The organism is Pseudoalteromonas sp. QJM3NY_22 (genome assembly GCF_056173065.1).
In genome coordinates this window covers 2,320,683-2,334,005 of sequence record NZ_CM149655.1, presented here as the reverse complement: position 1 = coordinate 2,334,005, position 13,323 = coordinate 2,320,683, and the positions used below count along the sequence as shown (strand labels likewise).

The window sequence follows — 13,323 nt, the reverse complement described above, 5'->3', positions numbered from 1 at the left end:
AATATTAGTAAGTTGCGCTGCCTTTAGTACGAGGGAAGGCAATAACGTCACGTACGTTGCCCATACCTGTTACATAAGCAACTAAGCGTTCAAAGCCTAAACCAAAGCCTGAATGTGGCACGCTACCGTATTTACGTAAATCGCGGTACCAGCTGTAATCTTCTTTGTTTAAGCCCATTTCTTCTAAGCGTGCATCAAGTACATCAAGACGTTCTTCACGTTGTGAACCGCCAATGATCTCACCAATACCAGGTGCTACAACATCCATTGCGGCAACGGTTTTACCGTCTTTGTTTTGGCGCATGTAGAATGCTTTAATATCACGTGGGTAGTTTTTAATAACTACCGGTGCTTTAAAGTGCTCTTCAGCTAAGTAACGCTCGTGCTCAGACTGTAAATCTACACCCCATTCAACAGCGTACTCAAACTTTTTTCCACAGTTTTTAAGGATTTCTACAGCGTCTGTGTAATCAACTTGTGCAAAGTCTTTATCTACAAACTCTTCTAAACGCGTAATTGCGGTTTTTTCTACACGTTGTGCAAAAAATTCCATGTCATCACGGCGCTCTTCAAGTACGGCTTTAAACACATACTTAAGCATGTTTTCAGCCAGTTTTGCTATATCTTCTAAATCAGCAAACGCTACTTCAGGCTCTACCATCCAAAACTCTGCAAGGTGGCGAGAAGTATTTGAATTCTCTGCGCGGAATGTAGGGCCAAATGTATAAATTTTTGACATTGCAGACGCGTAAGTTTCGCCATTTAACTGACCAGATACAGTAAGGAATGTTTCTTTACCGAAGAAATCTTCGCTGTAATCAACATCGCCTTTGTCTGTAAGCGGTAAGTTTTGCATATCAAGCGTTGATACACGGAACATTTCGCCAGCGCCTTCACAGTCGCTTGCCGTAATGATTGGCGTGCTGATCCAGTAAAAGCCTTGTTCGTAGTAAAAACGGTGAATAGCTTGTGCTAAACAGTTACGTACACGAGTTACCGCGCCAATCATATTTGTACGAGGGCGAAGGTGGGCGTGCTCACGTAAGTACTCAATGCTGTGGCGCTTTGCCGACATTGGGTATGAATCTGGGTTTTCTACCCAACCTAACACAGTCACTGAGTTAGCTTGAATTTCGTAAGATTGACCTTGGCCAGCAGATTGTACTAAAACACCAGTAACCGACACAGAACAACCGGCTGTTAAGCTAGTAACTTCATCATAATTATTCAGTGAATTAGGAACTACCGCTTGAATAGGATCAAAACACGAACCGTCATGAACGGCTAAAAATGAAATTCCTGCTTTTGAATCGCGGCGAGTACGGATCCAGCCCTTAATTGTTACTTGGCTGTCTACCGCAACATTGCCTTTTAATAGCTCTGAAATCGCTAAATGGCTCATCTTCACTCCAATGATATAAGTTGCCTAACTATTTTATTTTAACTGTGCGCAACACTCGGGCATAAATTGCACATAAACGGCGCTGCACTTGAACCCTGTATCTTACCTAGTAAAGTTAAATAAAAAAACTATTGTGGGCAACTCTTTAAAAGTTTTTATGCATGCGGTTTATTTTTAAGCAGTTTTAGAGGGTTTATTACTTCTAATGTTATTTGTTACTCTCAAATTTAGTGATTTTGTGGCATTATTAACAAACTAATTAAATTTATTTTTATTCACCTTTAAAAAATCGATGCTATGAAACAAGTTTTTATATTACGTGGACTACCTGGAAGTGGTAAGTCTTATTACGCGCAAAACCTTGCCGACGAATTAGGCGGCGCTGACGAAAGCCAGTACCTAATTTGCTCAACAGATGATTACTTTATTAATGAGCAAGGCGAGTATCATTTTGACAAGTTTAAATTACCGCAATTTCACAATTTAAATTTAGCGCGTTTTATAAATGCACTTTCCCAAGGCACGCCTTTGGTAATTGTAGATAACACTAATATTAAAAAGTGGGAATTTGTAGCGTATTCGCAAGCGGCTATCGCTTTAGGTTATCAAGTAAAAGAAGTGATAGTGGGTGAAGTGAAAGACAAATCAATGCAGCATTTATACGCTAAACGCAACTCCCATCACATCCCACTTAAAACGATTAGCAAAATGGCGTACATGTTTGAGTGGTAATCACTTAGAGATTAGATAAGGCTTTTATATCGCATTGTGTAATGGCATTTAAATGAGCAGTGATTTTTTCATTGCTCCAATCCCACCAAGCTATATCTAGCAGCGTATTTATTGTTTTATCGTCAAATCTGGTTTTTATCACTTTAGCGGGATTTCCACCTACAACGCTATAAGCCTGTCTCTTATACACAAGTCTTTGAATATCGTTAAGTCTGTGATCTAATCGATCATCATCACTCATAGATTTATCATATGCACACAAACACTTCTGAAGAATGGGCTCAATTAATTTTTGGTAACGCTAATTTAGGAGATCCGAGACGCACCCGACGATTAGCTCTACTAGCAAGCGATATGGCTGAGAATGCAGACAGCTCAATTGTTAAGGCTTCTGATACACCCGCAAAAATTGAAGCCGCTTATCGTTTCATTAGAAATGAGAAAATATCCCCTCAAGCGATTGCCGATTCAGGATTCTCACAAACGAGTGAAGCGGTAAAGCAGTTGCCTTTGGTTCTCGCTATCCAAGATACGACAGGATTGACATTTAAACACAGTGTTTGCAAAGAATTAGGCGATGTGAACTGTGCAAATACATTAGGAAAACCATCAAAAACAAGAACGCTATATGCGCATTCAACTTTAGCAATTGATGCAGATACGGAGCACGTTATTGGTTTACTCGACCAGTCCTATTGGTTTAGGAAATCAAAGGTTAAAGGGACTAAAGATCAACAACAGCAACGCCCTTACGAAGAGAAAGAAAGCTATCGCTGGCAACAAACATTAATGGATATAAAAAAACGTACAGGTGAATTATCAAATATACTTAACATCTGCGACAGAGAAGCTGACATTTATGAGTACATGACTTACCAAAAAGATGAAGGGCATCGATTTTTAGTCAGAGCAAAAGAAAATAGAAAATTAATAGAGCCTCAATGCAATCTCAATCAGTTAATAGAAACAGCGCAGGGTCAGTGTTGTTACACTATTAATATAGCGCAACGTGCGGGAAGAAAAGCGCGTCAGGCCCGAATTACATTGAGCTATCAACCTATAACACTCGCCAAGCCTAAGCGAGTACAAGGGCAAGAATCACCGACATTGAGCGTCAATGTCATTGTCTGTCAGGAAAAAGAAAGTACGCAAAAAAATCCATTATGTTGGATTTTATATACGACAGAGCCCGTAAATACAGCAGAAGATGCCCAGAAATTAGTAAGATACTATGAACTTCGCTGGCGTGTAGAGGAGTTTCATAAAACATGGAAAACAGATGGAACCGAAGTAGAAGATTTACGTTTGCAGCACAGTGATAATATTTTACGAATTGCGATCATTAAAGCGTTTATTACTGTCAGGTTATTACAGCTGCAAAATATGGCGCAAAGGAGTGAATTAGACAAAGAAGTGAGATGTACAACTTGTGTTAAAGAGATGACGTGGAAATTACTATGGGCAAAGGTTGAAAAGGATGTGTTGCCGGATAAAGTACCGTCTCTCCATTGGCTATACTATAGTTTAGCGAAATTGGGAGGGTGGTATGACAGTAAAAGAAATGGTCGAGTTGGCGTAAAAGCACTCTGGAAGGGGTGGTTGAAATTAGCAGAAATGGTCGAATCTGCCGAATTGTTAATATCAATTCAGCAGACAGAAAAGTTGTGATCAAGAGACAGCGCTATAAGCAGGTACATCGCAGGTAACAACTGATTTACTGGCAATAATAGCGCCGCTGCCAATTTTTACCCCGGGCATAATTGTAGCGTTATAACCAATCCAAACATCATGACCAATTTCTGTATTGCCTTTAAAGGGTAAATCATTTGATTTTGGTGCAAATTTTTCCCAGCCATTACCAAATATAAAAAATGGATAAGTAGAAAATCCAGAAGTTTGATGGTTAGCGCCATTCATTATAAAAGTAACGTCTTTAGCTATCGCACAAAACTTACCTATGATCAGACGATCCCCAATAAAATCGAAATGGTAAAGCACATTTTTTTCAAAATTCTCAGGGCCATCAGGATCGTCATAATATGTATAATCGCCTACTTCAATATTGATAGAAGTAATATAGTTTTTTAAAAAACCTACTTGAGGAAAACCTTCCATTGGTGAAGGATTATTGGTGTTTGGTCCGTTCATGAGGTTTCCTCTTAATTTTGAGTTAGGTATAGATATTAATCTATAGATTTATAAACGGCTAGTGGGTGCGATGTGCTTAGTGATACATGCACTTCATCGCCTGGGTTTACCACAACTTCATGGCTTACTCGGCTAGTTACAACCGTAGAACACGCAAGTTTTACAGCGCACAAGCGGCTGCCACCTTCAAAACGTACCCAAATTACTTCGCCGTTATTGCCAATACTGCTTTGAACAAGTAACACATCGTCTGGTCGAAGTAGTACATCAACGTCGCCATTTTCACAGTCAACGCCATGAGCGGGCGCATTACCAATTGAGGTAGTGGCTTGTCCTTGGCTAAATTGGCCGCTAATAAAGCTGGCTTCACCTAAAAAGCGTGCCACAAAGCGATTGTTTGGGGTACTAAAGCAGCGCTCTGGTGTATCAATTTGCTGAATTTTACCGCCTTTAAGCACACCAACACGATCACCAACGGAGAGTGCTTCTTCTTGGTCGTGTGTTACCCAAATAGCGGGTACGCCAGCGGCTTTAAGTGCGTTTCTAATATCCCAACGAAGCATGTCTTTAAGAGCGGCATCTAAGTTTGAAAGCGGCTCATCAAGTAATACAAAATCAGGTTGGTGGGCAAGGGTGCGCGCAAGTGCTACACGCTGTTTTTGTCCGCCAGAAAGCGTTGCTGGTTTTTTATCTCTAAAATCGTTCAGTCCAAGTAGGTTTATCCAATACTCAGCAGGAGCTGTATCTTTTAATCTAAAGCAAATGTTTTGCTGTACGGTTAAGTGCGGAAATAACGCAAAATCTTGAAATACAATACCTACACTGCGTTTTTCAGGAGGTAGTGTTAATTTGGGTGTAGCGCGCCATTTACCCGTGTTTATTTCGCCTTCGCTAATAGGTATAAGGCCAGCAAGGGCTTGTAAAATTGTACTTTTACCACAACCTGTTGGCCCTACAAGCATAAGGATTTCGTTTTCACCCAGCGAAAAGTTTAAATCGCTTACTACGCGGTTACTGCCATAATCTATAGACAACTGACTTACAGATAGCATTATTTTTTAAATCCTTCATGTTCAAACTGGTTGCGTCTTTCGCCAGACATCATAATAGCTAAGCCGCAGGCAGATATCACTACTAACAATAATCCAGGAATAGCGGCGCGACCAAAATAGCCCGCTTCGTATACACGCCATAAATAAGTAGAGAGTGTTTCAAACCCTGTTGGGCCAAGTAGTAGAGTAGCTTCTAGTTCGCGCATTGACTCTAAAAACACCAGTGCTGCACCGGCAATAATACCGCGCATAGTTAAAGGTAGTGTTATGCGAGTAAATACTTCTCGTGGGCTTGCCCCTAATACGCGCGCAGACTTTACTAAGCTTGGATCTAAGTGTTCAGTGCTTGTTCTAACAGAGCCTACAGCAAGTGGTAAAAATCGCAGCATATAAGCAATAATAAGCAATCCCAGTGTTTGATATAAAAACGGTAACTGCAAACCACCGTAAACAAGCGCTGTTCCCATTACTATGCCTGGAATACCAAAACCAAAGTAAGTAACACGCTCCATTATACGACCCGCTTTTCCACTCAGTGCAGCATGTGCAACGGGGATCGCAACGATAACAGCTACAATTGCCGCAATACCTGATGCATACGTAGAGTTCCATGCAATATTAAAATCAAATGAGCTAAAACCATCGCGAGCTAACCAAAGCGAAAATATAGCCAAAGGCAAGCCAATAGCGAGTAGTAAAACAGGTGCAAACGTAACAAACATGGCACTTAACTGTAATTTACTTGGAAATAAAATTAACGGGCGACCATGGCGCTCAGGCGCTGTTTTTATTTGTGATTCAACTAAAAGTAAAAAACCGACAATAACCATCAGTTGAAGTGAAAGCATTGCAGCGCGTCCTAACGCAAAAGCGTTGTATTCAACGTAAATTACGCGGGTAAACGTATCTAAGCGCATCATTGCGGGCGTGCCAAAGTCTGATAACGTATAAAGCGCGACTAACAATGAGCCTGCTGCAATACCGTTAACTACGCGCGGTAATATTACTTTAAATATACTTTGCGTCATCGACATGCCTAGCGTACGCGCGGCATTAACCATGCTCGCGTCAAGGCTCAGTAAAGATGAGCGAGTTGTCATCATTACAAACGGGAAGGTATACAGCGTCATTACAATGGCGGCACCTGTTAGGCCATACATTGATGGTGTTTCTATTCCTGTTAAGGTGTTTATTTCGCCACCGGGGCCAAAAGCAGCATAAAGGGTAAACGCGCCAATATAACTGGGAATTGCCAGCGGGGCTGCAAATACAACCAGCCAGAGCTTTTTAAATGGTAAATGCACATACGCGCTAATAAACGCCAGTGGCACTCCAATTAAAATAGATCCGAGTACCGTTAAACCCATTAACGATAACGTGTTACCTAAAATTTGCAGATTGTGGGTGTCAAACACTGAGCTTGCATCGCTTGCAAGCACAATTAATACATAAACAGGGGTTAGCGCAACAAGCGCTGCAAGCAGCGCCATTGGATAAGAGGCAGGTATTTTCATTACAATACGCCGCTGCTTCGCATCAAATCTATAGTAGGGCGTAAATCAGCTAGCTGTGTTAAATCTACTTTAGGTGGGGAAATATTAGCAAGTGACGGTAAACCCTCTGGTTGGGTAATACCATTTACTAACGGAATTTCGTACGCTTCACTGGCTAAGTAACCTTGTACTTCTTTACTTAGTAAGTAACGCATAAAGTTAGTAGCAAGCGGATCGTCGTTAAGCGCTAATACACCCGATGCATTAACTAAACAGCCCGCATCATTTTGTGTAAATGCTAAATCTAGCTTGGCATCAGGCTTACCTGATTTTAAACGCAAAGTGTAATAGTGATTTGCAAAACCAATATCAACTTCACCGCGCTCAACGGCCATAACAACACCTAGCTCGCCGGCGTATGTTTTAGCACGTTTTTGAATCTTTTTAAGCCACTTAGCGGTTTTGTCGTCGCCTTCTAAAATTCGCATTGCGGTTACAAACGATTGAAAAGAAGCGTAGGCGGGCGCCCAGCCAATACTTAAATCGCTGTCGGCAATTTCCATAATACTTGTTGGAATTTGATCTTTAGTTAAACGCGACGTGTTATATGGCAATGTACGAATACGGCCAGTTACTGGTGCCCACTCTTTATATCTAAACTGTGGTTGTAACTGAGCAGATAAATCACCAGGGATAGGTTGTGCAAGGCCAGCATCGGTTACTAAACCAATTGCGCCTGAATCAACCGCCCAAAATAAATCAGCGCGGCGAACGCCAGCTTTAGCTTCTGCAACAATGGTATTTGCTAAAGCAGCAGTAGGACCACGGCGTATACCGAGTTTAAAGTCTGGATTTTTTTTCTGGATTGCTTGTAATACGTTTTCATACAAACCACCTTCGCCTCGGCCTAAATAAAGCGTTAACTCGCCTTTAAGCTTTGGTAAATCGTCAACAGAAACAGGGTTTGCTATATCAGCGGCTAGCGCACGAGAAAGAGGCAGTGGCAATGAGCCAACCACCCCTAACGCAGCTAGGCCTTGAATAAAGGTCCTACGCTTCACTTAAAATACATCCTTACGTGCTTTTTCGGCTTTTTCTATTAAAACCTTAGCGCGGTCTAATTTGGTTTGCATGTCAATGATCACATCGCGTACTTCATCTACGTTTTTGCTGTTTTTAATGGCTTGTGGCAGTGTTACGTTAAAGTCTTTTTCCAGCACTTCAACTAGTTTTGCATCTTGTTCAATAAGTGTACCTTCAACGCCTTCAAACAGGTGCAAATAAGTATCGTGAACAATTTCAGTTGCTTCGTCTCGTAAACGCTCAGCAAATTTAGCTACTACACGGTCTAATTTGTGCTTAATTTCATCAATTGTGGCACTTTGTGTCATTTCTTTTGTAGCAGTTGTTTTTACAGAGTCTAACAAGCCTTTTTGCTGGAATTTTGCAGCAAGCTTAACAGCCCCAAGGCCTTGCCACAAGGCTATGTTCATCGCTTTTTGCTGTTTACGAACTTCCTCAGCAGGCTGCTTATTATCAATGGCCATTTTTACGCCATAAAGACCCTGCCAAATAGAAGCGTATACTGGTACAAAGTTAGTTTCTATTGCGCTGTGAAACTTAACTGATTCCCAATATTCAATTAAATCATCAGTTTTTACGGCTTTTGCGCCTTTAGTATCGTAGTCGCTTACCATGGTATCAACTTTGCCTACCATCCATTCTACTTCTTCTGCGTAACTTTTAAGGTTAGCTTGAAGATGATTAACATGCTCGCCAATAGGGCCGTTAGCTAATACTGGTTGAGCCATAAACGCCGAGGCGAGTAAAAGGCTTGCACCTAAAGTTTTGGCTGGTTTAAATAGTAATTTCATAGCAAAGAAGTCCAAAAAGGTAATTGTAAATGATAGACATTATCATATAGCTAATAGCTAACGAGATCAATAACTACAAACTCGCTTAATAGATAAAAACACTAAATGTAGCGGTAGGTTACAGTAAATAGCGCTATAACCTGTATTCACTACCGGCTATTAAGCGTAATGCTTGCCTTTAATGGCATTATAAATGGCATCACACAGTGTTTTTATACTGGTGTCGTCACTTATATACGGTGGCATAAGGTAAATTAGTTTACCGAATGGACGTATCCATACACCTTGTTCTACAAAATAAGCCTGAATTATAGCAACATCAACATTGCCAGCAGCCTCGTTTAGTTCAACAACACCTATTGCACCTAAGGTACGCACATTGGAAACCGCATCTAGTTCACTGCATTTATTAAGTTGTTGTAGCTGGGTGTTTATTTGCTTTATTCGTTGTTGCCAGTTTTGCTCAAGTAACAAGTCAATACTTGCACAGGCCGCTGCACAGGCAAGCGGATTACCCATAAAAGTAGGGCCGTGCATTAAAACACCTGCTTCACCTTCGCTTATGCCAATGGCTATTTTATCGCTAGTGATAGTGGCCGAGAGCGTCATTGAACCGCCAGTTAATGCTTTACCAATACACATTATATCGGGCTCTATGTTGGCGTGCTCTACAGCAAATAATTTACCTGTACGGCCAAAGCCTGTGGCAATTTCGTCGCAAATTAGCAATACGTTATATTGGGTGCACAATTTACGTACGCAGGCTAAATAATCAGGGTGATAAAAGTTCATACCACCTGCGTTTTGTACAATAGGCTCAATGATAAAGGCGGCTACTTGGTTGTGGTTTGCTTTAAAGTATTCTTCAAGCTCTTGGGCTTCTGCTTGGTTAAACTCGCCCCCAAATTGACTAACCGGTGCAGGTACAAAAACGTGTTCAGGTAAAAAGCCTGAATATAAACTATGCATTGAGTTAACGGGGTCGCATACGCTCATGGCTGCAAAGGTGTCGCCATGGTAGCCCTTGTAAGGCGTCATTAATTTTTGTTTTGTTGTAATGCTTTGGCTTAACCAATATTGCAGCGCCATTTTAATCGCTACTTCAACACTTACTGAGCCGCTGTCGGCTAAAAACACTTTAGTTAAACTAGGCGGCGTTATATTTACTATTTTTTTGCACAGCTCTACCGCGCTGTTATGCGTAATACCGCCAAACATAATGTGGCTCATATTATTAATTTGCTCAATCATGGCGTTATTTATAACAGGGTGGTTATAGCCATGTATTGCGCTCCACCACGAGGCCATGCCATCGATTAATTGCTCACCAGTTTCGAGGTGAATAATATTGTGATTAGCATGTGTAACGGGGTATACCGGAATTGGCTTAGTCATAGATGTATATGGGTGCCAAATGTGCTCACGATCAAAATCAAGGTCAATAGTATTCTTTTTAATCATATGTAAACTTTAACTTGGTGGGCTTCATTGACAATGTTACTTCAACTCGTAGACTAAGCCAATATCACCGTTATGAAAAAAATAAGAGAGTATTATGGAACTTGCACCTGTTCGTCACGATTGGACCCACGCTGAAGTTAAAGCATTATTTGAAATGCCATTTAACGATTTACTGTTTGAAGCCGCATCAGTTCACCGTGCTAACTTCAACCCAAATGAAGTGCAAATTTCTACGTTGTTATCAATTAAAACAGGCGCTTGCCCAGAAGATTGTAAGTATTGCCCGCAGTCGGGCCATTACCGAACAGATTTAGAACGCGAACGCTTAATAGAAGTAGAAAAAGTAGTAGAGCAAGCACGCCTTGCAAAACAAAAAGGCGCTACCCGTTTTTGTATGGGTGCTGCATGGTCAGATCCAAAAGACAGAGATATGCCATACATTTCGCAAATGGTTAAAGAAGTAAAAGAGCTAGGGTTAGAAACCTGTATGACGCTGGGTAAACTCACAAACGAAAAAGCGCATGAACTTAGAGACGCTGGGCTTGATTACTACAATCACAACCTTGATACGTCACCTGAGTATTACGAGCAAATTATATCAACCCGTACATTTGAAGATAGATTAAATACCATTGACCACGTACGCGATGCCGGTATGAAAGTATGCTCGGGCGGAATAGTCGGTATGGGCGAGCAAGCAAGCGACCGTTTTGGACTACTTATGCAACTAGCTAATTTGCCACAACAGCCAGAAAGTGTGCCTATTAATATGCTCGTTAAAGTTAAAGGCACACCGCTTGAAAACGTAGACGATTTAGATCACTTTGAATTTATACGTACCATAGCAACAGCGCGTATTATGATGCCACACAGCTATGTACGTTTATCGGCAGGGCGCAACGCCATGAACGAGCAAATGCAATCTATGTGCTTTTTTGCAGGCGCTAACTCAATATTTTATGGCGATAAACTACTTACCACCGAAAACCCAGACGCTGATGCCGATATGAACCTAATTAAAAAACTAGGCATGAACCCAGAAAAACGTCATGACTATTCAGACGAAGCAGTAGAAGCCTCGCTTTCATCGCAAGTAGCCGACAAAGCAACCTCTGAATTGTTTTACGAAGCGTAGGCTTTTATATCTATGCCTTTTGATTTTATAAATACGCATCTGCAGGCTCGCCAGCAAGATGCGTTACTTCGTAAACGCCACGTAGTGCAATATGCAACAGTGCGTACCATAACGGTTAATAATAAAACCTATCTTAATTTTGCCAGTAACGATTACTTAGGTTTTGGTGATGTGGCTGTTAATCTTAATGACTCCCAAGCATTAGGCAGCCACAGCTCAGCATTGGTTACCGGTTATCAGGCGCAGCAAAAAGCGCTTGAACAATACTTATGCGGGCAATTTGGTTATGGCGCAGGAATGCTATTTAACTCAGGGTTTAGCGCTAATAGCAGCGTAATTAAAGCGTTGTTTCAAGATAAAGCGGCTGCGCAAAACAGCGCTATTTTTCAAGATAAGTTAAATCATGCAAGTTTGATTGACGGGGCTATGCACTCTAACGCGGCTTTAGTGCGTTTTAATCACAACGACATGAACCATTTACGTTCACGGCTCGAAAAATCAAAAGCGCAAAACAAGCTTATTATAAGCGAAGGCGTATTTTCGATGGATGGCGATATAGCGCCTCTTAAAGAATTACTCGCACTTGCAAAACAGCACAACGCATGGCTAATGATTGATGACGCACACGGCTTTGGTGCATTAGGTAAAACCGGTTTGGGCAGTTGCGAAGCGTTTATTACTCAAACGCTGCCAGATATATTAGTCATTACCTTTGGTAAAGCAGTGGCTAGTAGCGGCGCGTGTGTATTAGGCAGTAAACAGTTTATTGATTACATGCTGCAATTTAATCGCGATTACACGTATTCAACTGCTATGTCGCCGCTTATGGCAAGTCACACTCTTGCGCGTATTAAAAACATAAAAACAGCTGATGATAAACGCGATAAGCTAAATGCCAATATTGCGTTATTTAAGGAACTCGCTAAAACTCACAATATTGCTGTAATGCAATCAAACACAGCCATACAACCCATTGTATTAGGCTGCGCTGAGCAAACGTTGCAAGCGGCTGAAAAATTAAAGCAGCAAGGCATTTGGCTTACCGCTATCCGTCCGCCCACGGTGGCACATAACACCTCACGTTTGCGCATTACACTTACTGCCGCTCATACGGAGCAAGACATAACGCACTTAGTTAAGCATTTAGTAGGTGCAGTAGCATGACTGCTCAGCCAGTATTAAAAACAGACCTAGTGCAAACACAACTTGTAAAACCGTGCCTAGTGAGTAGCGAGTTAAATAGAGAGCCAAGTCGAGAGCTAAGCAAGGAGCTTAAAAAGTCTACACAAAGTAAGTTTTCAAAAGCGGCGGCGAGTTATAACACCCATGCAAATGTTCAAAAACACGCAGCGAGCGATCTATTTGCGCTAATAAAACCAGGCATTAATAAAAATAAGCTTTGTGTTGATTTAGGCGCAGGCCCGCTTGTTAATACGCATACCTTACAAAGTATGTTTACAAGCGTTATTGCCATGGATTTGAGCATAAACATGCTGCAAAGTAGTAATTTAACCGCACCAAAAATATGCGCCGATATGGATAACTTACCGCTACAAGCAAACAGTGTTGATGTTATTTACAGTAACTTTGCAGTGCAGTGGTCTGCTAATTTTTCGGCTTTAATGCAATCACTTTACAGTATATTAAAACCAGGCGGGCGGGCGTACATAAGCACTGTGGTAGAGGGCTCACTTAACGAAATAAAAACAGCCTTTGCCGCGCTTGATTCAAACAGCCACATAAATACCTTTAATAGTGAATTGCATATAAACCAATCAGTCCAAAATGCAGGGTTTATTATTAACAGCGCTAAAAAACGTATTTACACCGATGAATACACAACACCTTTAAAAGCTATCGCCTCCATTAAGGCTATTGGCGCTACTACGCAAAATCATACCAATACGCGCCAAGGGCTACTTACCAAATCGTCGCTACAAAAAGTATGCAGTGCGTATCCGCTTATAAATAACAAAGCATGTGTGTCTTATCATGTGGTGCTGTTATCATTAGAAAAACACTAAAT

Annotated in this window: 12 protein-coding genes and 1 pseudogene; 5 read left to right on the top strand and 8 right to left on the bottom strand. The window is 41.2% G+C overall.

What is annotated here, in order from left to right:
- Positions 1–4: 4 nt before the first annotated feature.
- Positions 5–1,402 (bottom strand): asparagine--tRNA ligase, encoded by a 1,398-nt coding sequence (asnS, locus tag AC0VZ4_RS10545; protein WP_475439636.1) that lies wholly within the window; start codon positions 1,400–1,402, stop codon positions 5–7.
- Between the two features lie 297 nt (positions 1,403–1,699).
- Between asnS and AC0VZ4_RS10540 the strand changes: the two genes are divergently transcribed.
- A complete protein-coding gene (locus AC0VZ4_RS10540) occupies positions 1,700–2,134 on the top strand; it encodes an AAA family ATPase (protein WP_008133749.1) in 435 nt (144 codons plus the stop codon).
- A 4-nt stretch (positions 2,135–2,138) separates the two neighbouring features.
- Here AC0VZ4_RS10540 and AC0VZ4_RS10535 read toward each other — a convergent pair whose 3' ends face one another.
- Positions 2,139–2,375, bottom strand: coding sequence for a hypothetical protein (locus AC0VZ4_RS10535; RefSeq protein ID WP_475439635.1), 237 nt, complete (start codon positions 2,373–2,375; stop codon positions 2,139–2,141).
- 11 nt (positions 2,376–2,386) lie between these two features.
- On the opposite strand from AC0VZ4_RS10535, the gene AC0VZ4_RS10530 reads away from it, so the two are divergent.
- Positions 2,387–3,802, top strand: a complete 1,416-nt coding sequence (locus AC0VZ4_RS10530; RefSeq protein WP_475439634.1) for an IS4 family transposase — start codon at positions 2,387–2,389, stop codon at positions 3,800–3,802.
- 6 nt (positions 3,803–3,808) lie between these two features.
- Here the strand turns inward: AC0VZ4_RS10530 and AC0VZ4_RS10525 are convergent.
- From AC0VZ4_RS10525 to bioA, 6 genes and pseudogenes are all read right to left on the bottom strand, one after another.
- Positions 3,809–4,282: pseudogene (locus tag AC0VZ4_RS10525) on the bottom strand (CatB-related O-acetyltransferase); the annotation flags it as partial.
- 35 nt (positions 4,283–4,317) lie between these two features.
- Positions 4,318–5,334 carry an ABC transporter ATP-binding protein gene (locus AC0VZ4_RS10520; RefSeq protein ID WP_475439633.1) on the bottom strand — a complete coding sequence of 339 codons (1,017 nt, stop codon included), beginning with the start codon at positions 5,332–5,334 and terminating at the stop codon, positions 4,318–4,320.
- Positions 5,334–6,848, bottom strand: a complete 1,515-nt coding sequence (locus AC0VZ4_RS10515) for an ABC transporter permease (RefSeq protein ID WP_475439632.1) — start codon at positions 6,846–6,848, stop codon at positions 5,334–5,336. The genes AC0VZ4_RS10520 and AC0VZ4_RS10515 overlap by 1 nt, the downstream gene beginning before the upstream one ends.
- Entirely contained in the window at positions 6,848–7,888 is a 1,041-nt protein-coding gene (locus AC0VZ4_RS10510) for an extracellular solute-binding protein (RefSeq protein ID WP_475439631.1), read from the bottom strand. The genes AC0VZ4_RS10515 and AC0VZ4_RS10510 overlap by 1 nt, the downstream gene beginning before the upstream one ends.
- On the bottom strand, positions 7,889–8,701 hold the full coding sequence (locus tag AC0VZ4_RS10505) for a hypothetical protein (RefSeq protein WP_475439630.1): 813 nt from the start codon (positions 8,699–8,701) through the stop codon (positions 7,889–7,891).
- A gap of 159 nt (positions 8,702–8,860) precedes the next feature.
- Positions 8,861–10,162 (bottom strand): adenosylmethionine--8-amino-7-oxononanoate transaminase, encoded by a 1,302-nt coding sequence (bioA, locus tag AC0VZ4_RS10500; RefSeq protein WP_475439629.1) that lies wholly within the window; start codon positions 10,160–10,162, stop codon positions 8,861–8,863.
- A 94-nt stretch (positions 10,163–10,256) separates the two neighbouring features.
- Here bioA and bioB point away from each other — a divergent pair, with 94 nt between their 5' ends.
- The 3 genes from bioB to AC0VZ4_RS10485 are packed head-to-tail and all read left to right on the top strand — an operon-like array spanning position 10,257 to position 13,321.
- Entirely contained in the window at positions 10,257–11,297 is a 1,041-nt protein-coding gene (gene bioB, locus AC0VZ4_RS10495; RefSeq protein WP_475439628.1) for a biotin synthase BioB, read from the top strand.
- A 12-nt stretch (positions 11,298–11,309) separates the two neighbouring features.
- Positions 11,310–12,461, top strand: a complete 1,152-nt coding sequence (locus tag AC0VZ4_RS10490; protein WP_475439627.1) for an aminotransferase class I/II-fold pyridoxal phosphate-dependent enzyme — start codon at positions 11,310–11,312, stop codon at positions 12,459–12,461.
- On the top strand, positions 12,458–13,321 hold the full coding sequence (locus tag AC0VZ4_RS10485; RefSeq protein WP_475439626.1) for a methyltransferase domain-containing protein: 864 nt from the start codon (positions 12,458–12,460) through the stop codon (positions 13,319–13,321). The genes AC0VZ4_RS10490 and AC0VZ4_RS10485 overlap by 4 nt, the downstream gene beginning before the upstream one ends.
- Positions 13,322–13,323: the final 2 nt, after the last annotated feature.